This window comes from Glutamicibacter sp. AGC46 (assembly GCF_053543715.1).
Window position 1 is genome coordinate 22,290 of record NZ_JBLVOJ010000025.1, and the last position, 22,305, is coordinate 44,594.

The 22,305-nt window shown below is 64.1% G+C and carries 16 protein-coding genes and 1 tRNA gene; 13 read left to right on the forward strand and 4 right to left on the reverse strand.

The window, feature by feature from the left end:
* The 4 genes from ACNPM8_RS15085 to pyk form a co-directional block, all read left to right on the forward strand.
* Window positions 1-222 (forward strand): hypothetical protein (locus ACNPM8_RS15085; RefSeq protein ID WP_448940127.1); only part of this gene is annotated, 222 nt, incomplete at its 5' end.
* Between the two features lie 305 nt (window positions 223-527).
* Entirely contained in the window at window positions 528-5,147 is a 4,620-nt protein-coding gene (gene gltB, locus ACNPM8_RS15090; protein WP_448940128.1) for a glutamate synthase large subunit, read from the forward strand.
* Window positions 5,140-6,609 (forward strand): glutamate synthase subunit beta, encoded by a 1,470-nt coding sequence (locus ACNPM8_RS15095; protein ID WP_105656705.1) that lies wholly within the window; start codon window positions 5,140-5,142, stop codon window positions 6,607-6,609. The genes gltB and ACNPM8_RS15095 overlap by 8 nt, the downstream gene beginning before the upstream one ends.
* An 86-nt stretch (window positions 6,610-6,695) precedes the next feature.
* The gene (gene pyk / locus ACNPM8_RS15100; protein WP_448940129.1) at window positions 6,696-8,207 is read left to right on the forward strand and encodes a pyruvate kinase; all 1,512 of its coding nucleotides are present in this window, start codon (window positions 6,696-6,698) and stop codon (window positions 8,205-8,207) included.
* A gap of 181 nt (window positions 8,208-8,388) precedes the next feature.
* Here pyk and ACNPM8_RS15105 read toward each other — a convergent pair.
* Window positions 8,389-8,473 (reverse strand) — tRNA-Leu (locus ACNPM8_RS15105).
* Between the two features lie 189 nt (window positions 8,474-8,662).
* Here ACNPM8_RS15105 and ACNPM8_RS15110 point away from each other — a divergent pair.
* The 4 genes from ACNPM8_RS15110 (at window position 8,663) to ACNPM8_RS15125 (ending at window position 11,688) form a co-directional block, all read left to right on the forward strand.
* Window positions 8,663-9,280 (forward strand): ANTAR domain-containing response regulator, encoded by a 618-nt coding sequence (locus tag ACNPM8_RS15110; RefSeq protein ID WP_105656703.1) that lies wholly within the window; start codon window positions 8,663-8,665, stop codon window positions 9,278-9,280.
* Window positions 9,281-9,570: 290 nt separating this feature from the next.
* Window positions 9,571-10,803: an inorganic phosphate transporter gene (locus ACNPM8_RS15115; RefSeq protein ID WP_105656702.1), complete on the forward strand. Its 1,233-nt coding sequence runs from the start codon at window positions 9,571-9,573 to the stop codon at window positions 10,801-10,803.
* Complete coding sequence (locus ACNPM8_RS15120) at window positions 10,800-11,048, forward strand: hypothetical protein (RefSeq protein WP_105656701.1); 249 nt, start codon at window positions 10,800-10,802, stop codon at window positions 11,046-11,048. Before ACNPM8_RS15115 ends, ACNPM8_RS15120 begins: the two co-directional genes overlap by 4 nt.
* 94 nt (window positions 11,049-11,142) lie before the next feature.
* Window positions 11,143-11,688: a dihydrofolate reductase family protein gene (locus tag ACNPM8_RS15125; RefSeq protein ID WP_105656700.1), complete on the forward strand. Its 546-nt coding sequence runs from the start codon at window positions 11,143-11,145 to the stop codon at window positions 11,686-11,688.
* Window positions 11,689-11,772: 84 nt separating this feature from the next.
* Here the strand turns inward: ACNPM8_RS15125 and ACNPM8_RS15130 are convergent, their stop codons facing one another.
* The gene (locus ACNPM8_RS15130) at window positions 11,773-12,258 is read right to left on the reverse strand and encodes a hotdog fold thioesterase (RefSeq protein ID WP_448940130.1); all 486 of its coding nucleotides are present in this window, start codon (window positions 12,256-12,258) and stop codon (window positions 11,773-11,775) included.
* 85 nt (window positions 12,259-12,343) lie between these two features.
* On the opposite strand from ACNPM8_RS15130, the gene polA reads away from it, so the two are divergent.
* A complete protein-coding gene (polA, locus tag ACNPM8_RS15135; RefSeq protein WP_448940421.1) occupies window positions 12,344-14,956 on the forward strand; it encodes a DNA polymerase I in 2,613 nt (870 codons plus the stop codon).
* Between the two features lie 99 nt (window positions 14,957-15,055).
* Here the strand turns inward: polA and ACNPM8_RS15140 are convergent, their stop codons facing one another.
* Window positions 15,056-15,277 carry a hypothetical protein gene (locus tag ACNPM8_RS15140; RefSeq protein WP_448940131.1) on the reverse strand — a complete coding sequence of 74 codons (222 nt, stop codon included), beginning with the start codon at window positions 15,275-15,277 and terminating at the stop codon, window positions 15,056-15,058.
* Here ACNPM8_RS15140 and ACNPM8_RS15145 point away from each other — a divergent pair.
* The 4 genes from ACNPM8_RS15145 (at window position 15,264) to ACNPM8_RS15160 (ending at window position 20,581) form a co-directional block, all read left to right on the forward strand.
* Window positions 15,264-15,947, forward strand: a complete 684-nt coding sequence (locus tag ACNPM8_RS15145; RefSeq protein ID WP_448940132.1) for a polysaccharide deacetylase family protein — start codon at window positions 15,264-15,266, stop codon at window positions 15,945-15,947. The genes ACNPM8_RS15140 and ACNPM8_RS15145 overlap by 14 nt on opposite strands.
* A gap of 69 nt (window positions 15,948-16,016) precedes the next feature.
* Window positions 16,017-17,330, forward strand: coding sequence for a GNAT family N-acetyltransferase (locus ACNPM8_RS15150; RefSeq protein WP_448940133.1), 1,314 nt, complete (start codon window positions 16,017-16,019; stop codon window positions 17,328-17,330).
* 218 nt (window positions 17,331-17,548) lie between these two features.
* A complete protein-coding gene (gene rpsA, locus ACNPM8_RS15155) occupies window positions 17,549-19,024 on the forward strand; it encodes a 30S ribosomal protein S1 (protein WP_013349277.1) in 1,476 nt (491 codons plus the stop codon).
* Window positions 19,025-19,270: 246 nt separating this feature from the next.
* Window positions 19,271-20,581 (forward strand): hypothetical protein, encoded by a 1,311-nt coding sequence (locus tag ACNPM8_RS15160; RefSeq protein ID WP_448940134.1) that lies wholly within the window; start codon window positions 19,271-19,273, stop codon window positions 20,579-20,581.
* A gap of 28 nt (window positions 20,582-20,609) precedes the next feature.
* Here ACNPM8_RS15160 and ACNPM8_RS15165 read toward each other — a convergent pair whose 3' ends face one another.
* Window positions 20,610-22,286 (reverse strand): HNH endonuclease signature motif containing protein, encoded by a 1,677-nt coding sequence (locus ACNPM8_RS15165; RefSeq protein WP_448940135.1) that lies wholly within the window; start codon window positions 22,284-22,286, stop codon window positions 20,610-20,612.
* Window positions 22,287-22,305 lie beyond the last annotated feature (19 nt).

The window sequence follows — 22,305 nt, forward strand, 5'->3', positions numbered from 1 at the left end:
ACGCTTGCCCCCCACCGGTGGTTTAAGCCGCGCCAGCAGCTGCCCGGATCCGCTTTCATGACGCGCTCTGGCCCCAATATGGCGAAATGTCCGGAAAATCTGGGCAGTTTTCCGTCCCTCGGGCGCAACATGCCCGAAACATTGGGCGGCTATCAAAACCGGCTGGCAAAACCGGTTTTCGCGATCCCCGCCCGCAAAAAACTGCTTTTTCCGCGCCGGTAGCGGCAGAAGTTTTTAACATTCCTGAAACACAAGCACGCGCATGCGAGAAACAAAACCTGCGTAACGTGTGATCCACGCGCCACGCTGGTCGATCGACCCCTGGAAAGGCCAGCTGGTGCAGCACCACAACGAGGTGGGAAATGTTCGTCCCCGAAACCTCGATGCGCAAGCAGACCCCGCTTAGCACTGTCGAAAAGTTTCAGCTAGATGAAACATCCAGGCGGCCGGAAGCCCTTGCCAAGAATAAGCCCTTTACCGGGGGCTGCCGCGCGCCTATCCTGCATGAACCACAGAAAGGCACGCTCATGAGCATGACCGGAGTCCAGATGAACGCCTCGCCAGGTTTTGGCGAGGAGGTCCCCTCGCCCTACACCCGTTTTTCCGCGCTGCCTGGCGCGCAGGGTCTGTATGACCCAGCGGCCGAAAAGGATGCCTGCGGCCTGGCGATGATCGCGTCCCTGAAGAACGATGCCAGCCACGAGATCGTCGCCCACGCGCTGACCGCCCTGCGCCGGCTTGAGCACCGCGGCGCCATCGGCGCCGATGAAGGCACCGGCGACGGCGCCGGCATCCTGCTGCATCTGCCCGATGCCTTCCTGCGTAGCGTCACCGCATTCGATCTTCCCGCCGCCGGCTCCTACGCCGTGGGCATGGGCTTCCTCCCGGCCGACGCTGGCGAACGTGCCTTCGCCCAGGAAGAACTGGAAACCATGGCCGCCGAGGAGAACCTGGCGGTGCTCGGCTGGCGCGAGGTACCGGTTGATTCCGACGTGCTCGGCGCCTCGGCCCGCAAGGTGATGCCGTACATCACCCAGATCTTCATCGGCGCCCACGCCGGCGCCCCGGCCGCCACCCGCCGCGAGCTGGACGCCGCCGCCTGGCGCATCCGCCGCCGCGCGCATAACAAGATGGGCGTGTACTTCGCCTCGTTCTCCTCGCAGTCCATCGTCTACAAGGGCATGGTCTCCACCGCGCAGCTCGAGCCGTTCTACCCGGACCTGTCCGACGCCCGCTTCACCAGCCGCTGCGCGATCGTGCACTCGCGCTTCTCCACCAACACCTTCCCGTCGTGGCCGCTGGCCCAGCCTTTCCGCACCATCGCGCACAACGGCGAGATCAACACCGTCAAGGGCAACCGCAACTGGATGCGCGCCCGGCAGTCGACCCTGGAATCCGAGCTGCTCGGCGAGGTGCCCGAGGAACTGTTCCCGATCTGCACCGCCGGCGCCTCGGACTCGGCTTCCTTCGACGAGGTCGCCGAAATGCTCATGCTCTCGGGCCGCAACGTGACCGAGACCATCATGATGATGATCCCGCAGCCGTGGGAAAACGACGATCAGATGGACGCGGACCTGCGCGCCTTCTACCAGTACCAGTCCATGCTCATCGAGCCGTGGGATGGCCCCGCCGCCGTCTGCTTCACCGATGGCGCGATGGCCGGCGCGGTGCTGGACCGCAATGGCCTGCGCCCAGCCCGCTGGTGGGTCACCGACGACGGCCTGGTGGTCCTGGCCAGCGAGGTCGGCGTGATCGACGTCGACGAAGAGCACATCGTGAAGAAGGGCCGTGTCGCCCCGGGCAAGATGTTCGCCGTGGACCTGGACGCCCAGCGTATTGTCGAGGACGCCGAGATCAAGGCCGAAGTGGCCGCCGCCAAGCCATGGCGCGAATGGGTTTCGCAGAACCTGAAGACGCTGGCCGACTTCCCGGACCTGGAGCACGTGCGCCACAACTCCGCCTCCGTGGCCCTGCGCCAGCTGACCTTCGGCTACACCACCGAGGAGCTGCGCGTGCTGCTCGCTCCCATGGCCGCCACCGGTGCCGAACCGCTGGCCGCCATGGGCACCGACACCCCGATTGCCGCCCTGGCTGACCGGGCGCGCCTGCTGTTCGACTACTTCACCCAGTCCTTCGCCCAGGTCACCAACCCGCCGCTGGATGCAATCCGCGAAGAGCTGGTCACCTCGATGGGCACCGCGATCGGCCCCGACGGCAACCTGCTGTCCCTGGACCGTGTCCCGCAAACCCAGATCGCGCTGGACTACCCGGTGCTGACCAACGACCAGCTGGCCAAGATCGTGCACCTGCGCGACGAATCCGGGTCCAAGTACTCGCTGAAGGTGCGCGGCCTGTACCGCCCGGCCGGCGGCGAATCCGAGCTGCGCGCCCGCCTGCAGGAAATCTGCGAGAAGGTTTCCGCCGCGGTGAACCGCGGGGTGCGCTACATCGTGCTCTCGGACCGCGATTCCTCCGCGGCCTGGGCGCCGATCCCGTCGCTGCTGCTGACCTCCGCGGTGCACCACCACCTGCTCAAGAGCTCCAACCGCACCCGCGTTTCGCTGATCATCGAGTCCGGCGACGCCCGCGAAGTGCACCACATCGCCCTGCTCATCGGCTACGGCGCCAGCGCCATCAACCCCTACCTCGCCCTGGAATCGGTCGAGCAGATGGCCGAGAACGGCGAGCTGCCCGGAGTTGACGGGCACCAGGCCAGCAGCAACCTGATCAAGGCGCTGGGCAAGGGAGTGCTGAAGATCATGTCCAAGATGGGCATCTCCACGGTCTCCAGCTACTGCGGCGCGCAGACCTTCGAGGCCGTGGGCCTGTCCCAGCGCGTGGTCGACCAGTACTTCACCGGCACCGCCACCAAGCTCTCGGGCATTGAGCTGGATGTGGTGGCCGCCGAGGCCGCCGCCCGCCATGCCCGCGCCTACCCGGAGATCGACGGCGGCGCCCAGCCGCTGGAACTGGAAACCGGGGGAGAGTACCAGTGGCGCCGCGAAGGCCCGCCGCACCTGTTCAACCCGGAAACCGTCTTCCGCCTGCAGCACTCCACCCGCACCCGCCGCTACGACGTGTTCAAGGAGTACACCAAGGCCGTCGACGACCAGGCCGCACAGCTCAAGACCCTGCGCGGGCTGCTGAAGTTCAAGACCGAGGGGATCACCCCGATCGCCATCGACGAGGTGGAGCCGGTCAGCTCCATCGTGAAGCGCTTCGCCACCGGCGCGATGAGCTACGGCTCGATTTCGGCCGAGGCCCACGAAACCCTGGCCATCGCGATGAACCAGCTGGGCGCGAAGTCCAACACCGGCGAAGGCGGCGAGGATCCGGAGCGGCTGCTCGATCCGGTGCGCCGCAGCGCGGTCAAGCAGATAGCCTCGGGCCGCTTCGGGGTGACCAGCTTGTACCTGGCCAACGCCGATGACATCCAGATCAAGATGGCCCAGGGCGCCAAGCCCGGCGAAGGCGGCCAGCTGATGAGCGCCAAGCTCTACCCCTGGATCGCCAAGACTCGCCACTCCACCCCGGGTGTCGGGCTGATCTCCCCGCCGCCGCACCACGACATCTACTCGATCGAGGACCTGGCCCAGCTGATCCACGACGCGAAGTGCGCCAACCCTTCCGCCCGCGTGCACGTGAAGCTGGTCTCCGAGTCCGGCATCGGCACCGTCGCGGCCGGCGTGGCCAAGGCCAAGGCCGACGTCGTGCTGATTTCCGGGCACGATGGCGGCACCGGCGCCTCGCCGATGAATTCGCTGAAGCATGCCGGCACCCCGTGGGAAATCGGCTTGGCCGAAGCGCAGCAGACGCTGATCCTCAACGGGTTGCGCGACCGCGTCACCGTGCAGGTCGATGGCCAGCTGAAAACCGGGCGCGACGTGCTGATCGGCGCCCTGCTGGGTGCCGAGGAATTCGGCTTCGCCACCGCCCCGCTGGTGGTCTCGGGCTGCATCATGATGCGCGTGTGCCACCTGGACACCTGCCCGGTGGGCGTGGCCACGCAGAATCCTGCGCTGCGCGAACGCTTCACCGGCAAGGCCGAGTTCGTGGTGAACTTCTTCGAGTTCATCGCCCAGGAGGTGCGCGAGCTGCTCGCCTCGCTGGGGGCGCGCACCCTGGACGAGGTGATCGGCAAGGTCGAACTGCTCCAGGCCGATCCCGCCCAGTTCGCCGCGCACGACAAGGTCTCCGGGCTGGCGCTGGATGCGATCACCCACGTGCCGGATACCGAGCTGGCGGCGCGCCGCCGCCGCATCGGCCAGGACCACGGGCTGGACACGCACCTGGACCAGCAGCTGCTCGCCGCGGCCGGACCGGCGCTGGCTGACCGCCTGCCGGTCAGCATCGACGCGGCGATCGTGAATACCGACCGCTCCACCGGCACGCTGCTGGGCCACCATGTGACCAAGACCTTCGGGCTGCAGACCCTGGAGCGGGACACCATCAAGGTGAACCTCTCGGGCCGCGCCGGCCAGTCGCTGGGCGCCTTCCTTCCCGAGGGCATTACGCTCAAGCTCTCGGGCGACGCGAATGACTACGTCGGCAAGGGATTGTCCGGCGGCCGGATCGCGATCCACCCGCCGCACACCACCCTGTCCAAACCCGAGGAGCAGGTCATCGCCGGCAACGTGGTCGGCTACGGCGCCACCAGCGGGGAGCTGTTCATCAACGGCATGGTCGGCGAACGCTTCGCGGTGCGCAACTCCGGGGCCACGATTGTCACCGAAGGCATCGGCGAGCACGGCTGCGAGTACATGACCGGGGGACAGGTGCTGATCCTGGGAGCCACCGGCCGCAACTTCGGCGCCGGGTTCTCCGGCGGCGTGGCCTGGGTGCTGGACTTCGATGCAGCCAAGCTGAACCCGCTGGCTGCCGGGCAGTCGGACCTGCTGGTAGCGCCGATTACCGATGCCGAAGCCGAACGCATCCACGAGCTGCTCACCGAGCACATCGCATTGACCGCATCCCCGCTGGCCTCCCGCCTGCTGCTGGACTGGGAACGAACCCGCAGCCGGCTGACCAGCATCACCCCGCGCGACTTCGCCGCCGTGCAGCAGCTGCGCAGCGACGCAGTAGCCAACGGGCAGAACCCGGATTCGCCGCAGGTATGGAACAAGATTTTGGAGGTGACCCGTGGCTGATCCACGTGGATTCCTGAAGGTGACCGAACGTGTCACCCAGCCCAAGCGCCCGGTGCCGGTGCGCCTGATGGACTACAAGGAGGTCGTCGAGCGCCAGAAGTCCGGCATCCTGGAGGAGCAGGCCGGCCGTTGCATGGACTGCGGCGTCCCGTTCTGCCATTCGGGATGCCCGCTGGGCAACCTGATCCCGGAGTTCAACGACCTGGCCTACAGGGGCCGGATGGATGATGCGGCCGCCCGGCTGCTGAGCACCAACAATTTCCCGGAGCTCACCGGCAAGCTGTGCCCGGCCCCGTGCGAGTCCTCCTGCGTGCTGGGCATCAACCAGCCCGCGGTGACCATCAAGCAGGTCGAAGCCGAACTCGCTGGCCACCTGATGGACGCCGGCGACTTCGTGCCGCAGCCGCCTGCCCGCCACACCGAGCACCGCGTGGCGATCGTCGGTTCGGGGCCGGCCGGATTGGCCGCCGCCCAGCAGCTGACCCGTGCCGGGCACACCGTGGCCGTCTACGAGCGCGACGAAGCCATCGGCGGCCTGCTGCGCTTCGGCATCCCGGACTTCAAGCTCGAGAAGCAGGTCATCGACCTGCGTCTGGCCCAGATGGAAGCCGAAGGAACGATCTTCCGCACCGGCATCGAGATCGGCAAGGACATCTCCTGGAAGCAGCTGCGCCGCGACTACGACGCGGTCATCGTGGCCACCGGTGCCACGGTGCCGCGCGAGCTGCCGGTGCCGGGCAACAAGCTCGAGGGCGTGCACCATGCCATGGAGTTCCTCACCGAGAGCAACCGCGTGGTCGCCGGCCAGCTCGATGCCCCGCGCATCGATGCGGCGGGCAAGCACGTGATCGTGCTGGGCGGCGGAGACACCGGCTCGGACTGCATCGGCACCGCCCTGCGCCAGGGAGCGGCGAGCGTCACGACGCTTGCCATCGGCCAGCAGCCGGGCACCGAGCGCCGCGAAGACCAGCCGTGGCCGATGATGCCGGTGCTTTTCGAGGTGCAGACCTCCCATGAGGAAGGCGGCGAGCGAACCTACCTGGCTTCGACCGTGAACTTCATCTCCGGCGAGGGAACTGAGCAAAACAAGGTGATCGGTGTTACAGTTGCAGAGACAGAATTTGTTGCTGGCAAGCGCCTCCCGAAGCCTGGAACCGAACGCGTAATCAAAGCGGATCTGGTTCTGCTTGCCCTCGGGTTCACCGGTCCGGAAGTTTCCGGATTGGACGAACAGGTCAGTATCGAATTCGACAACCGGGGCAACGTCGCCCGAGATGGCTACTACATGACGAACACCGAATCGGTATTCGTCGCCGGAGACGCCGGTCGGGGACAGTCGCTGATCGTGTGGGCTATCGCCGAAGGACGCGCTTGCGCGGCCGCGGTCGACAAGTTCCTCATGGGTTCGACTACCCTTCCTGCACCGGTTGCTCCAACCGATAGGGCCATCAGCATCATTTGAGTGACATAGGCTTGAATGCGGCGCACCCGGATGCCGGGTGGGCCGCATTTTGCCTATGTGAACATGAAAGGCATTTGGCTGACGGAATGAGACGCGCAAAGATTGTGGCAACCTGGGGCCCGGCCCTGGCAAGTTATGAAAATACTGTAGCGGTACTGAAGGCGGGCGTAGACGTAGCCCGCCTGAACATGAGCCATGGAGACCACTCCATGCACGCACAATCCCTGGCGAATGTGCGCAATGCGGCCGCGGAGAGCGGCCGCGCGGTTGGCATCTTCGCCGACCTGCAGGGTCCGAAGATCCGCCTTGGCCGCTTCAAGGACAACGCCAAGTACATCCTCGAGGCTGGTGAGGAATTCACCATCACCATCGAGGACATCGAAGGTACCCGCAACCTGTGCTCCACCACCTTCAAGGGCCTTCCCACCGATGTCCAGCCGGGCGATTTCCTGCTGATCAACGATGGCAAGGTCAAGCTCAAGGCGCTGGCAGTTGACCAGACCTCGGTGCGTTCCGAGGTTGTCGTCGGAGGCGAGGTGTCCAATAACAAGGGCATCAACCTGCCAGGCGTCGCGGTGAACGTTCCCGCATTGAGCGAAAAGGACGAGGACGACCTGCGCTGGGCACTGCGTGCCGGCATCGACATGGTCGCACTGTCCTTCGTGCGCAATGCCGAGGACATCGAGCGCGTGCACGAGATCATGGACGAAGAAGGCCGACGCGTGCCGGTGATCGCCAAGATCGAGAAGCCGCAGGCCGTGGCCGCGCTGGAAGAAATCATCAATGCCTTCGACGCCATCATGGTCGCCCGCGGCGACTTGGGCGTGGAGCTGCCGCTGGAAGAAGTTCCGGTCGTGCAGAAGCGTGCCGTGGAGCTGGCACGCCGCTGGGCCAAGCCGGTCATCGTCGCCACCCAGGTGCTCGAATCGATGATCGAATCGCCGACCCCGACCCGCGCCGAGGCTTCGGACTGCGCCAATGCGGTGCTCGACGGCGCCGACGCGGTCATGCTCTCGGGGGAGACCTCCGTGGGCGCGTACCCGGTGGAAACCGTGGAGACCATGTCGCGCATCATCTCCTCGACCGAGCAGCACGGCCTGGATCGCATTCCCCGCTTGGGCTCCCAGCCGAAGACCCGCGGCGGCGCGATCACCCGTGCCGCGGTGGAGATCGCCGATCAGCTCGACGCGAAGTACATCGTCGCCTTCACCCAGTCCGGCGACTCGGCACGGCGCCTCTCGCGCCTGCGCCCGAAGAAGCCGGTCCTGGCTTTCACCCCGCTGCAGCAGACCTACAACATCATGACCCTGATGTGGGGTGTGCAGGCACGCCTGGTGGCCTACGCCGACCACACTGACAAGATGACCGCCCAGGTGGACGAGGCGCTGCTCTCCGAAGGCCTGGCGGAGCTCAACGACATCGTGTGCATCGCCGCCGGCTCCCCTCCGGGACAGGCGGGGTCCACCAACTCGCTGCGCGTGCACAAGGTCGGCGACCTCGCCGATGCCGGCCAGCTGGTCAATGGCAAGCCGATGCCTGCTCGCGAGAAGGTCGGTCCGTGGGCACCGGAAAACGTCTCCACGCCGAAAAACCTGTAGACGCTCTGTCGCGCACTAGCTGAGGCAAGAAAATCTGCCCTGCTCCAGAATTCTGGAGCAGGGCAGATTTTTTGCCTTGGCGCCCGCAAAGCGCGATTGTGAACTCGAGCACGTGCCCTGTGGTTGCGCGCGCAAAAAAGGCCGTTGAACCGGACAATTTCCGATCCAACGGCCTTCATGCTGGTGCCCAAGGTGGGACTCGAACCCACACATCTTTCGATACCGCATTTTGAGTGCGGCGCGTCTACCGATTCCGCCACTTGGGCTGGCACTTTGACTACTTTACTAGAGGTTTTCCAGATTTCCTAATCAGGAACCTCGCGTCTTCGCCTCAACAAGAGTACATGCCAGTAGGCTTAGATGTGAAACCGAGGCAACGTGGCTTCGCTGAACTGAAACCATCTAGATACTGCCCATTCAGCGGGCAGGATTTCTGACCATGGAGGAAGGCGCCAATGAGCGAACTACCTGAAATCACCCGCATCCCATCCGAGGTGCAATCCACTCCGCGTCGAGTGGTCGTTGCCGAGGATGAAACCCTGATCCGCTTGGATATCGTCGAAATTCTCCGTTCCGAAGGGTACGACGTCGTCGCCGAAGCCGACAACGGCCAGACCGCCCTGGAGAAGGCGCGCGAATTGAAGCCCGATCTGGTGCTCATGGACGTGAAGATGCCGGTCATGGATGGCATCACCGCCGCCGAAGCCATCGTCAAGGAACGCATCGCCCCGGTCGTCTTGCTGACCGCCTTCAGCCAGAAGGAACTGGTGGAGCGTGCCCGCGAAGCCGGTGCCATGGCCTACGTGGTCAAGCCGTTCACCCCGGCAGACCTCACTCCGGCCATCGAAATCGCGATTTCCCGCAATGACGAGCTGCGCGCGCTGGAGGAAGAAGTCAGCAACCTGGCCGAGCAGTTCGAAACCCGCAAGCTGGTTGATCGCGCCAAGTCGCTGCTCATCACCAAGATGGGCTTGACCGAGCCGGAAGCGTTCCGCTGGATCCAGAAGACCTCCATGGATCGCCGCCTGAGCATGCGCCAGGTTGCCGAGACGGTCGTCGACCAGGTCAAGTAGGGACCGCCAAGCACTGGATTGTGCGCCAAGCCACTTATGGTTTGGCGCACATTTTTTATGCCTGCGATGCGCCGATACCGCGCTTGGAGGCTAGTTAACCCTCTGGTAACCAGTTGTTCATCCGAGTTTTCCCCGGATGGGGTTGAAGTTCCGGATTGACGTACTGCGCCGTACGCCTAAGATGGAAATTGCGCTTAGAACGAAGTCCTGCACGCCAATGCCTTTCGCAGGATCCTATTTCTGGCCCGTTCTCTTTTTCCTTGCCGTTCGACCCCTCAGGCTGGTATTCAATGGATTTGACGCTTATCGTCGTCCTGGTCATTGCCTTGGCGTTGTTTTTCGACTTCACCAATGGTTTCCATGACACGGCCAATGCGATGGCCACCCCAATCGCAACCGGAGCAATTTCCCCTAAGAAGGCAGTTGCCCTCGCCGCAATTCTGAACCTGGTTGGCGCATTCCTCTCCACCGAGGTAGCGAAGACCATTTCAGGTGGCATCATCAACGAAGACCCGACCTCGGGCGTGGCTATTGGGCCGGCGATGATTTTCGCCGGCCTGATGGGCGCCGTGATCTGGAACCTGTTCACCTGGTTGCTGGGACTGCCTTCGAGCTCCTCCCACGCATTGTTCGGCGGCCTGGTAGGCGCCGCGATCGTCGGTGCAGGCTTCGCCTCGGTGAACTACAGCGTGCTGCTCTCCAAGGTGCTGCTTCCGGCCCTGTGCGCGCCGGTGATCGCCGGCATCTCCGCGTACCTGTGCACCAAGCTGGCCTACGCGATCACCAAGCGCGAGAATGGAGCGGCGCCCAAGCGCGGCGGCTTCCGCTACGGGCAGATCTTCTCTTCCTCGCTGGTCGCGCTGTCCCACGGCACTAACGATGCGCAGAAGACCATGGGCATCATCACCCTGACCCTGGTGGCTTCTGGCCTGCAGGATTCCGACTCCGGCGTGCAGTTCTGGGTTGTTGCCACCTGTGCCTTCGCCATCGCGCTGGGTACCTACACCGGCGGCTGGCGCATCATCGCCACCATGGGTTCGGGCCTGACCGACGTGAAGCCCGCGCAGGGCTTCGCAGCCGAGATGTCCACCGCTTCGGCGATCCTGACCTCCTCGCACCTGGGCTTCGCGCTGTCCACCACCCAGGTAGCCTCCGGCTCCGTGATCGGTTCGGGCATGGGCCGCAAGGGCGGCGAAGTCCGCTGGGGCACCGCAGGACGCATCGCGTTGGGCTGGCTGTTCACCCTGCCAGCAGCCGCGGCCGTTGGCGGCGTGGCCGCAGCGATCACCCACCTGGGCACCATCGGCATCGTGATCGTCGCGATCGCCGGCACCGGCGCCATGCTGACCATCTGGTTCCTCTCGCGCAAGCAGCCGCATGACCACGAGTCGAACATTTCCGACATCGATAACTCGGGCGCAGCGGTGAACATCCTGACCAAGAAGGAACGCCGTGCCAAGGCCAAGGCGGAAGCCAAGCTGGCCAAGGCTGCCGCAGCGCAGAAGGAAGCCGATAATTCATGATTGACTGGACAGCCTTTCTCATCGTCGCCGCCATCACCTGGTTTTCCGCGATGGCGATCGTGGCGGCCTACTCCTTCGGCGTCCGCCTGCTGGCAGTTGCCAAGGACGAGGGCCGCAACCAGAGCCTGAGCAATGCCGGAGCCTACGCTTGCTTCGCGATTTGCGGCCTGATCGTCCTCTTCGGCGTGGTGCTGATCGTGCCGCAGCTGAGCGAAGCGATCCTGGGCTTCTCCTCGAGCCACTAGGAACTGCTCGCGGCTGCGGGTGGATCCGACACGATTTTCGGGTCCCTCGACAACTTGATATTGCCTTCGATGGAGGCACCCCTAGACTGGAGCCATGACTAGCTTCAAGTACTACGTGGGTGCCTCCATCGATGGATTTATCGCCGATCGCAGCGGAAGCGTCCAATGGTTCATCCCCTATGCCACGCAGCCGGGAGTGAAAAAGCATTTCGACGAGTTCTTCGGGAGCGTCGGCGCCGTAGTGATCGGTGGCAAGACCTACGAGAACATCGTCCGTGATGCTGCCGAGGGAACCGTGCCGTGGGTGTTCGGCGAGAAGCCGGTGTGGGTCTTCACACACCATGAACTGCCGACACTGCCCGGAGCGGACCTGACCTTCATCCGCGGCGAGGTGGGCTTCTGGAGCCGGGACATCGCCCAGAGCGCAGGGGCCGGGGACGTGTGGGTGGTTGGCGGTGCCGACCTGGCTGGAGCGTTCGTCGAAGCCGATGCGCTCGATGAGCTGCTTCTGGTTACCGTTCCGGAGGTGCTGGGCGACGGGGCCAATATCTTTGGCCGCGGGATCAGCACGCAGCTCTCGGCCCTGGGGATCACCGAGCTCGGCGCGGATATCTTCCTCTCGCGCTACGCGATCGGCTAAACGGCCAAGGGGACCAGCCGGCCAGGGCCAGCGCTCCGGAAAAGCCGGATCCGCCGCGCTTGGCGCGAACGGCGCCTGCGGGGATCAGTTTTCGACCGGCAGCAGCATATTGGTGATGCGAGCGGTCGCGACACGCTGGCCCTGCTCATTGCTGATCACGATCTCATGGCAGGTGCTGCTGCGGCCCAGATGCACCGGCGTGCATACCCCGGTGACCAGCCCGGTGCGCCCGGCCTTGTGGTGGGTGATGTTCAAATCCACGCCGACCGGGTTGGCCCGGCCGGCACCGTGCAGCGCAGCGGCCATCGAACCGAGGGTTTCGGCAAGTGCCGCCGAAGCGCCGCCATGCAGGATGCCGTAGACCTGGGTGTTGCCCGCCACCGGCATGGGGGCGGCAACGCGCTGGGGTTCGAACCCGGTGAAGATGATTTCCAGTTTCTCCACGAGTTCGCCCACGCCATTGTGCAGCAGGTAGGGCCACATGGATTCGGGAATACCGTGGCGGGCCAGCTGCGCGGCAAACGGATGTGCCGAAGATTGCGTGGTTCGAGAAGTGAAATTGTCGCTCATGGCAACTAGGCTTTCAGGTGTGAGCGAAACTACCAAACCGACTGCCTCGTCGGACAAGAGACTGCTGATTATTGACGGACACTCCATGGCCTTCCGCGCGTTCTATGCGCTGCCTGCAGAGAACTTCGCAACAAGCACCGGCCAGCACACCAATGCCGTGCACGGATTCGTATCGATGCTGCTGACGATGATCCGCCAGCAAAAGCCCACCCACGTTGCGGTGGCCTTCGACTTGGACACCCCGACTTTCCGCTCGCTGGAGTACACCGAGTACAAGGGCGGACGCAATAAGACGCCCGAAGAGTTCTACGGGCAGATCGATCTGATCCAGGAAGTCATGAAGGCGATGAACATCCCTTCGATCACCCTGGAGAGCTTCGAGGCCGATGACATCCTGGCCACGCTGGCCACCCAGGGCGAAGAAGCCGGTTTCAACGTGCTGGTGGTGTCCGGCGACCGCGACGCCTTCCAGCTGATCACCGACAAGACCTTGGTGCTGTACCCGAAGAAGGGCATCAGCGATATCCCGCCGATGGATGCCGCAGCGGTGGAAGCCAAGTACTTCGTGCGTCCCGAGCGCTACTCGGATTTGGCGGCTCTGGTCGGCGAAACCGCGGATAACTTGCCCGGTGTGCCAGGCGTGGGGCCGAAGACCGCCGCCAAATGGATCAACCTCTACGGGGACCTGGCTGGCATCCTGGAGAATGTGGAGAACATCAAGGGCAAGGTCGGCGAGTCGCTGCGCGAGCACGTGGACAACGTGACCCGCAACCGCCGGTTGAACCAGCTCAAGCACGACCTGGAACTCCCGGTCACGCTCGATCAGATGGAACTCGAAGCCCCGAACCGCGAAGAGATCGAGAACCTGTTCGACGCGCTGGAATTCAACACCCTGCGCAAGCGCCTGTTCGACCTGTTTGCAGCCCAGGAAGAGGAAGCGGCACCCGAAGTTGCCGAATTCTCCCGGGTGCTCGGCGCCGATGCCGACGCACTGGACGGATTCATCGGGGCCGGGAAGGGCGCGCCGATCGCAATCCAGCCTGCTGCGGTTGACGGCGAAGCCGTGGGTCTGGCCCTTTTCCGCGGGTCGGAAGCCCTCTGGCTGGAACTGGCCGAACTCGATGAAGCCACCGAAGGCGTGCTTGCGCAGTTCCTGGCCGATGAGAACGCGCCGAAGCTCTTCCACGATGCCAAGGCCGCCATGCACCTGCTCATCGAGCGCGGGCTGCGGATCGCCGGCATCAAGGACGACACCTTGATCAGCGCCTACCTGATCCAGCCCGATCGCCGCAGCCACGACCTGGTGGACGTGGTGCAGTACCACCTGAAGTACGCCGTGCCGGTGCATCAGGCCAAGAAGGGCGAACTGGATCTGGGGCTCACTTCGGATCTTGCCGAGCCAACGTTGGCCCAGGCGCAGGCCATCCACGACCTCTCCGCCTACCTGGCTACCAAGCTGGCCGAGAAGCACGCGGACAAACTGGCTGCCGAGATGGAGCTGCCGCTGATTCCGGTGCTCTTCGAGATGGAACGCGCCGGCGTGGCAGTGGACGTGGATCGCCTGAACGAACTGCGTGCCCACTTCACCGACCAGGTGGACCAGGCCACCAACGACGCGTTCGCCGCGATCGGCCACGAAGTCAACCTCTCCAGCCCGAAGCAGCTGCAGGTGGTGTTGTTCGAAGAGCTGGATCTGCCGCGCACCAAGAAGATCAAGACCGGTTTCACCACCGATGCCGAGTCGCTGCAGGATCTGCTGGTCAAGACCGGGCACCCGTTCCTGGTCGCGCTGATGGCCTACCGCGACGCGATCAAGCTGCGCCAGACCGTGGACGGCCTGCTCAAGGCCACCCACGATGATGGCCGGATCCACACCACCTATGCGCAGACCGTGGCCGCGACCGGGCGCCTCTCCAGCCTGAACCCGAACCTGCAGAACATCCCGGTGCGTTCGGAAGAGGGCCGTCGCATCCGCGACGTCTTCATGGTCGGGGCCGGCTACCAGAGCCTGCTGACAGTGGACTACTCGCAGATCGAAATGCGCATCATGGCGCACCTCTCCGAAGATGAGGGGCTGATCGAGGCCTACCAGAACGGCGAGGACCTGCACCGCTATGTCGGTTCGCGCGTGTTCAACGTCGAGCCGGACGAGGTCACCTCGGAGATGCGCTCGAAGGTCAAGGCGATGAGCTACGGCCTGGCCTATGGGCTGAGCAGCTTCGGGCTGTCCAAGCAGCTGAAGATCGGCGTGGACGAGGCCCGCAAGCTGATGAAGGACTACTTCGACCGCTTCGGTGCCGTGCGCACCTACCTGCGTTCGGTCGTCGACCAGGCCCGCAAGGATGGCTACACCGAAACCATTTTCGGACGCCGCCGCTACCTGCCGGAGCTGAACAGCTCGGATCGCCGGCTGCGCGACATCGCCGAGCGTGCCGCGTTGAACGCCCCGATCCAGGGTTCGGCCGCCGACCTGGTGAAGGTGGCCATGCTGCGCATCGATGAAGGACTGCGCGCCGGGCAGTACAAGTCCCGGATGCTGCTGCAGGTCCATGACGAACTCATCCTGGAGATCGCCGAGGGGGAGCTGGAAGCAGTGCAGGAGCTGGTGACCCGCGAAATGGGACAGGCCGCAGATCTGCTGGTGCCGCTGGATGTCCAGCCGGGCATCGGCCGGACCTGGCACGACGCCGCGCACTAGGGGCAGCAATCGAAAGGGGCAGGGGCAGGGGCACCGCGGGTGTTCCTGCCCCTTTCGGCAGGATCGAATGGGCTTGGGGAAAGAGACGAACTTGGAGCACTACTCGCGCCGTTGGGCGCTGAAAACCGGCAGTCTGGGGCTGGGTGCGCTGGCCGCCGCGCTGGTCTCCGGTTGCAGTACCGGCGGACCGGAGGAACGAGCCGGGTCCGCGTCGGCCTCGGCAACGGCGAGTCCTTCGCCCACCGCCACTGCTTCGCCCCGGCCTACCGCCAGCCTCCAGACGGTGTATCCGAGCCGGAGCCAGGTCATGGCAAAGTTCAAGAATCTTCCTGCAGGGCAGTTCGGGCTGGAAGTCCCGGGCATCGAGCTGGGCCTGCCCAAGGACAACGCAGCCGCGGCGTTGACCTTCGATGCCTGCGGGGGACCCCGGGGCTCGGGGGTGGATGGGGCCCTGCTGGACGCGTTGCGTGCCAAGCAGGTGCCCGCGACCCTCTTCGTGAACGAACGCTGGGCACGCGCCAACGCGCGGCTGATGGACGAGCTGGTAAGCGACGAGCTGTTCGAGATCGCCAACCACGGAACCAGCCACGCCCCGCTGGCCACTTCCGGGCAGGCAGCCTACGGCATCGGGGGCACGGAGTCGATCGGCCAGGCCTACGACGAGGTGATGGGCAACCAGCGGTACCTGGCCGACCAATTCGGCATCACCGCGAAATTCTTCCGCTCCGGCACCGCCCACATGGACGAAGCCGGCGCCGCAATGTGCCGGGAACTGGGCGTGGTGCCGATGAACTTCACCGTCAACCTGGACGCCGGGGCGACCTTCGGCGCGCAAGCCGTGGCCGCCCAGGTCCGCCAGCTGGGCGCCGGGGACATCGGCATCGGGCACTTCAACCAGCCCGCCTCGGGTACTGCCAAGGGCGTGGCGCTCGGGCTGAGGCAGGCGCTGGATTCCGGGCTCCGGTTCACCACGCTCTCCGATGCCTGGTGAATGCACCCCTTGCGCCGGCCGGACAGGCGCATAGACTGTGATCAGCCGATTTCCCCGCCAAGGAGCACGATGAGACCAGAGACCCCGCCGCAGCTGGAAACCCGGACCTGCCAGGCTACCGTCCGCAGTCCTGAACTCGACGAATCGATCAAGCTGTTCCATCAGGCCACCGGGATCGGCTTCTACGAGCAGCTGCCCGAAGAACCCAATTGGGCGAACTACCTGGACCTGACGTACGCGCAGGAAATGCGCTTTTCCCTGGTGTTCGATCCGCAGGCCGAACCTCACTCGCGCCATGCAACCTACCCGGTGCACACCTATGGAGCATTCCCCGGGCTGCTCAATGCCGGCGGCGAGGCGCCGGTGGCAACGCACAAGATCTCCGCGGTCACCGTCGCGCCGAGCTATCGGCGCCGCGGCATCCTGTCCAGGCAAATCACCGCCGACCTGGCCTATGCCCAGCAGGCGGGTTTCCCTATTGCGGCTTTGACCGCGTCGGAAGCGACGATCTACGGGCGGTACGGCTTCGAGCCAGCTACCTACCAAAGCCGATTCACGCTCAAGTGCGCCCACGGGGTGAAGCTGCGCGTGCAGGTACCCGGCCGGGTGGTGGATGCCGATCCGCAGCATTTCGGGCCCGGCTATGCCGCGCTGGCCGTGCGCGCGCTCGAGCAGACCTTCGGCTCCGTGGACAGCACCGAGTTCGACAATGGCTTTGCCCTGGGCCGCTGGGACACCTGGGAGACCCTGGAAAAGCCGAAGAACCTGCGTTTTGCCGCCTACTACGATGACGCTGGCCAGCTCGGCGGATTCGCCACCTACAAGTTCGGCGGCTGGGATGAGCCCAAGGCGAAGCTGGTGGTGCATAAGCTGGTGGCCACCAGCGACGCCGCGCGCATCAAGCTCTTCGAGTACCTGGGCAACCATGATCTGGTCGAAGAAGTGCATGGCCAAGGCCCGGTGGCCGATCCACTGCGCCAGGTGCTGGAGAACGTGCGGGACTACCACGTGCGTTCCATTGACGATGTGCTGTGGCTGCGCGTGCTCGATGTTGTTGCCGCCTTCCAAGCGCGCGGCTACCAGCGCGATGCCCGGCTGCTATTGAGCGTGAGCGACCGGCTGGAGCTGATCTCCGGAACCTACCTCTTCGAGGTGTCCGATTCCCGCGCCACGGTGAGCCGGATCGAGGACGGGCAGGCCGACTCCGGGCTGCCGCGCGTGGCGCTTTCGGAGCGGGAGCTGGCTGGACTGTACCTGGGCACCGTGCAGCTGGACCAATTGCTGGATTCGGGACGCGCCGAACTGGTCGGCGGGGGAGCTGCGGGGGACTGGGTTCACTTGTTCAGCGTGGCTCGCGAGGGTTTCACGCCGCACGGTTTCTAGTGGGACGGGTCGCATTATCCGGTTGATATGACGAAGTTCACAAAATGCTGGCGAGGATGTTAGCGGGTTACGCTTTGACCCGCGGTGTGCTAGGCGCGTAGACTTGAACAGCGTGCCATGGCTTCGTCATGTCCGCATTCATGTTCTACCCCCTTCGAAATTCCGGGACTTCCGGGGTTTCGACTGATCAAATCTATCCACATCGGAGTCCCTACTACATGACCATCACCTCGAACGAGAACAACAGCGCACCAGTCGTCGCAATCAACGACATTGGATCTGCTGAGGACTTCTTGGCCGCAGTCGACGCCACCATCAAGTACTTCAACGATGGTGACCTCGTCGAAGGCACCGTCGTCAAGGTTGACCACGACGAAGTTCTGCTCGACATCGGTTACAAGACCGAAGGTGTCATCCCTTCCCGCGAGCTTTCCATCAAGCACGACGTTGACCCAGGTGAAGTTGTCACCGTTGGCGACAGCGTCGAAGCCTTGGTCCTGACCAAGGAAGACAAGGAAGGCCGCCTGATCCTGTCCAAGAAGCGTGCGCAGTACGAGCGCGCTTGGGGCGACATCGAAAAGATCAAGGAAGAGGACGGCGTCGTTACCGGTACCGTCATCGAGGTTGTCAAGGGTGGCCTCATCCTGGACATCGGCCTGCGTGGCTTCCTGCCAGCATCGCTCGTCGAGATGCGCCGTGTGCGCGACCTGGCTCCATACATCGGCCAGGAAATCGAAGCCAAGATCATCGAGTTGGACAAGAACCGCAACAACGTTGTGCTTTCCCGCCGTGCATGGCTCGAGCAGACCCAGTCCGAGGTTCGCTCGACCTTCCTCAACAAGCTGGAAAAGGGTCAGGTTCGTCCGGGCGTTGTTTCCTCCATCGTCAACTTCGGTGCATTCGTGGACCTGGGCGGCGTAGACGGCCTGGTACACGTTTCCGAACTGTCCTGGAAGCACATCGACCACCCATCCGAGGTTGTCGAGGTTGGCCAGGAAGTAACCGTAGAGGTTCTGGAAGTCGATCTGGACCGCGAGCGCGTTTCCCTGTCGCTGAAGGCTACCCAGGAAGATCCTTGGCAGACCTTCGCCCGCACCCACGCACTGGGTCAGGTTGTACCGGGCAAGGTTACCAAGCTGGTTCCATTCGGTGCGTTCGTACGCGTCGAAGACGGCATCGAAGGCCTGGTTCACATCTCCGAGCTTGCAGTTCGCCACGTTGAACTGGCTGAGCAGGTTGTCTCCGTTGGCGACGAACTGTTCGTCAAGGTCATCGACATCGACCTGGAGCGCCGCCGCATCTCGCTGTCGCTCAAGCAGGCTAACGAAGGTGTTGACCCAGAGGGCACCGAGTTCGACCCAGCACTCTACGGCATGGCTGCAGAGTACGACGAGGCCGGCAACTACAAGTACCCAGAGGGCTTCGACCCAGAGTCGAACGAATGGCTCGAGGGCTTCGACACCCAGCGCGCTGCATGGGAAGCACAGTACGCTGCTGCCCAGGAGCGTTGGGAAGCACACAAGAAGCAGGTTGTTGCCGCTATCGCTGCCGACGCAGAAGCAGAGCCTGCTGCTGCCGGTGGTTCCGAGCCAGCTCCAGCTTCGTACTCCTCGGAGGCACCAGCCACCGATGCAGGCACCCTGGCTTCGGACGAAGCACTGGCTGCACTGCGCGAGAAGCTGACCGGCAACTAATTCCGGCTTCTGCCTCGTGCAGAGATCGTGATTAGCTCTAGCTGATTCACGAAGGTCCAACCCTGCAAGGGTTGGGCCTTCGTTGTTTAACTGGTTTTTTGCTTGCCGGCATGGCTGGCACGTCATTATTTCTGCTGACATCCGCCGGACAGGAATAGCTCCGAAGAAGCACTGCTCTTAATACTTGCTGAGGTTAGACTAAAAGTGCACCGATCAGGTGGACTCACTAACGGCAGGTAGTAGCACATGGCAACGACAGGAAATTCGCCGGCAGACTATGCGGCAGGCCCAACTGCCGGACAGCAGATCCCGGTGCGCCAGGTCAGCCACGAGGAGTGGGAGACTGTACCGCGCACTATTCCCAATTTCTGGGTTGCCGCAGCGACCTGGCTTCCGCTGGTTGCACTGGTGGTCCTCGTCCGTTCGGATCTTCTGCATCCCCCGTACCTGGACAAGGGCATCATGGACATCCTCTCCTTCTCCATGGTCGCTACCGTCCTGGCCATGATCTTTGGCGGCGGACGGCAATCACCCTGGATGGGCTTGGGCGTAGCCGCCGGAATCTATTTCCTGCTGGCTCCGGCCGGGGACCTGCAAAGGATCCTGATGCTGGCGCTGGGCTATTTCCTGCTGCTCGCACTGTCCGTAGGTCTCATGGACGCACGGTTCCGACGCCTGCTGAGAACCTGGAAGCGTGAAGCCTCAGGAGGCATCGCCTTGGCGCCGGGGCAAAAGAGCGATTTTGGAATCACCAAGCAAATGTCGCCCATGGTATGGAAGCTTGCGGTAGGAGCACTGATCTACCCGCTGCTCCGGCTGGGCTGGGAACTGGTCAGCACGGAAGTTCATTCGCTGCATGACTTGGATGAAGGCTACCGTCTTGACGTGTACGCAGCGGCCGTCCTGCTGGGCATCAGCCTGCTGCTGAGCATGCTGCGCTGGATGCGCTTGAAATCGATGGGACTTTTCGCACTCGAAGTTCCAGCGGACCACCGAATTGGTCCAACGTCATTGCGGGCCTATGGCAACGCGATCCTCATCGAAACGGAAGAAACCGGGGCCTGCCTGTGCCGCAACGACGACAAGAACGGGTCCAAGCAGAAATTTGAGGATCCGCGATTCATTTTCTGCTCAGAGGTGTGCCCGGTGCACGGGGTGCATGCGGTCAACCAGCGCTCTGCCGAAGAGTTCCTGGGCATCGCGTCCCAGCCCTGGGTCTATGGGGAGAACCTGAATGGGAAACTGCTAGAGGCAACCGGCCAGCGCTTGGTCATTGCAGGGCTCAGCGGCTGGGGCTCACGCCCGGTCGCGGTGCTCGCTTCATGGCTCTACGGCGGAGGGAAGCAGGCCAGCGCCTACTACGTCCCGGCATCGGCACGCGAGCCTCTGGCCAGAACCAAGCGCCGCCTGGCGGTCCAGACCCCTGCCGGTGATTCGGTTACGGCTGATACTTTCGATAATAATGAGCGGGGCGAGATCGACCGGATCGACCTTCGTCCATTGGGGATCAACGCCCAAGCCGTCCGCGTGCACGGTGGACGCCCTTTCTTGATCTAGCCGGATGGCGCCGGCGCATTGCCGCGAACTAGGCGGCCTTGGCCATGTGGTAGCTGTTGCGCACCGGGGTCTGGGTGGGATCGACGAAGCTGGGCAGGATGACCTTGGGTACGCCATCGTCGGCAATGACCTTGATCAACCCGGCATGAACGTCATGATGATGCGTGTCGCAGAGCATCGCGCTCCAGTAGACCGCAGTGACACCGCCCTCGGACCAGAACCAGATGTGGTGGATGTTGCAGCGTTCGGGATCCATGGTGCACCCGGGAACTATGCAGCCGCGATCGCGCACCGCAACACCCAGACGCATGTAGTTCGGATGCTTGCGCTGGCTGCGCCCGATATCAAGCAGCTCGCCCCTGCCGCCGAGCACCATCGGGATGATGCGTGCCCTGGACAGGGTCTGGCGCAGGTCAGTTGCATCGAGCTTGAAACCGTGCTGGGTGATGCCATGGGTTCTCGCGCGGCCTTCCAACTCGTCCAAGGTCAGCATGACCACGACCTGCGGGGTGATGGTGGGGACATCCACGGTGCCTGCATCATTCCCATCGGCGCCCTTGGGGGTCCCGCCATTGCGCGCGGCATCCAGCAGCTCCTGGAGCCGCTTCGTGTTGATCTCCAGCAGATTCATCAGGCCGTTGAGGCGGCGTGCCGCGGGAGAAAGCGGTGGGGAAACAGGATCTTCGCTGGCGGCAGCTTCCTCATCGGTCAAGAAGTCCGGATGGCCTCCGGCGTCGGCCTGGTAGGAAGTGCCAGGGGCAGCATCCTGCTCTGTACGTTGTCCCGGAGACTGGGCAAAAGCCTCCCGTGCGGCTTGGCCGGAACCGGAGCGGGGATTGTCGCTTTGCGAAATGCCCGATTCGAAGAGTTCTGCGCGCGTAGGGCGCAGGGCGAGGTCGTAGTGGACCAGGCCGCCGCGTTCGCCCCGCCGGTACAGGCCTTCCTGGGCTTCGGGCCGCTTCTTGCCCAAGCGTTCCTTCTGGGATTTCAGGAAGCTGTTGACCAATTGCCTGCGGGTGCCGGGGTCGGGCTCGTCCAATTGCTGGTTGACGATGGATTCAAGCAGCTCGCCATCTTCGGTGAGCGCCGAGGCGGTGGCCGGTGCGGCGTATTCGTCGCGTTGGGGTTCCAGAGCGCCCAGGCGCCGGGCCGCGCTGAGCACTTCGGCTGGCGGCTGGCGCAGATCGGCGAAGCGCCGCGCCAGCAAAGGGAACTGTGCCTGGTGCCGCTGATGTTGGTAGTCGTATTGCGCGAAGACGTGGCTGGCGGACTGGATGCGGCGCTTGGCCTCGAAATGGTCGGTGCGCAGCCAGGATGCCAGCAGTGCCGCAGGGCCGGTGAAGCTGGGCCGCTTTCCGGTGCGCTGGGCAGGGACGGAGAAATCGGTGGTGCCCTGGCGGGCTGCGGCGAGTTCAACCTGGGCCAGGGTGTGCGCCGCGGTGTCATCGACCAGGTGGGCTGCGTAGATCTGGGTGCGAAGGGCCTGGTGGGCCGAAGCTTCAGCCGCGGTGGCCAGGGCCAAGGCGTAGCGCGGATCGTGCAGGTAGTGGGACTCGGGGCCGGTGGCTGGATCGGCGCAGAGCAGGGTCTGGTGCAGGACGGGGATGAACGCGGCGACGGCCAGGGCGTCGTCCACCGCGAGGGCCGGCGCGTCCTTGATCGCTTGGGCAAGCCCGGCTAGCGCCTGGCTGACAGTTCTGTTCATGGCCCCAGCATGCGCCAGG

Excerpts from the sequence above, each read along its gene's own strand:
- ACNPM8_RS15120 (WP_105656701.1), top strand. The coding sequence starts at position 10,800 with ATGATTGACTGGACAGCCTTTCTCATCGTCGCCGCCATCACCTGGTTT.
- ACNPM8_RS15160 (WP_448940134.1), top strand. The coding sequence starts at position 19,271 with ATGGCAACGACAGGAAATTCGCCGGCAGACTATGCGGCAGGCCCAACT.
- pyk (WP_448940129.1), top strand. The coding sequence starts at position 6,696 with ATGAGACGCGCAAAGATTGTGGCAACCTGGGGCCCGGCCCTGGCAAGT.
- ACNPM8_RS15145 (WP_448940132.1), top strand. The coding sequence starts at position 15,264 with ATGGCAAAGTTCAAGAATCTTCCTGCAGGGCAGTTCGGGCTGGAAGTC.
- ACNPM8_RS15110 (WP_105656703.1), top strand. The coding sequence starts at position 8,663 with ATGAGCGAACTACCTGAAATCACCCGCATCCCATCCGAGGTGCAATCC.
- gltB (WP_448940128.1), top strand. The coding sequence starts at position 528 with ATGAGCATGACCGGAGTCCAGATGAACGCCTCGCCAGGTTTTGGCGAG.
- ACNPM8_RS15115 (WP_105656702.1), top strand. The coding sequence starts at position 9,571 with ATGGATTTGACGCTTATCGTCGTCCTGGTCATTGCCTTGGCGTTGTTT.
- polA (WP_448940421.1), top strand. The coding sequence starts at position 12,344 with ATGGCCTTCCGCGCGTTCTATGCGCTGCCTGCAGAGAACTTCGCAACA.
- ACNPM8_RS15165 (WP_448940135.1), bottom strand. The coding sequence starts at position 22,286 with ATGAACAGAACTGTCAGCCAGGCGCTAGCCGGGCTTGCCCAAGCGATC.
- rpsA (WP_013349277.1), top strand. The coding sequence starts at position 17,549 with ATGACCATCACCTCGAACGAGAACAACAGCGCACCAGTCGTCGCAATC.
- ACNPM8_RS15150 (WP_448940133.1), top strand. The coding sequence starts at position 16,017 with ATGAGACCAGAGACCCCGCCGCAGCTGGAAACCCGGACCTGCCAGGCT.
- ACNPM8_RS15130 (WP_448940130.1), bottom strand. The coding sequence starts at position 12,258 with ATGAGCGACAATTTCACTTCTCGAACCACGCAATCTTCGGCACATCCG.
- ACNPM8_RS15125 (WP_105656700.1), top strand. The coding sequence starts at position 11,143 with ATGACTAGCTTCAAGTACTACGTGGGTGCCTCCATCGATGGATTTATC.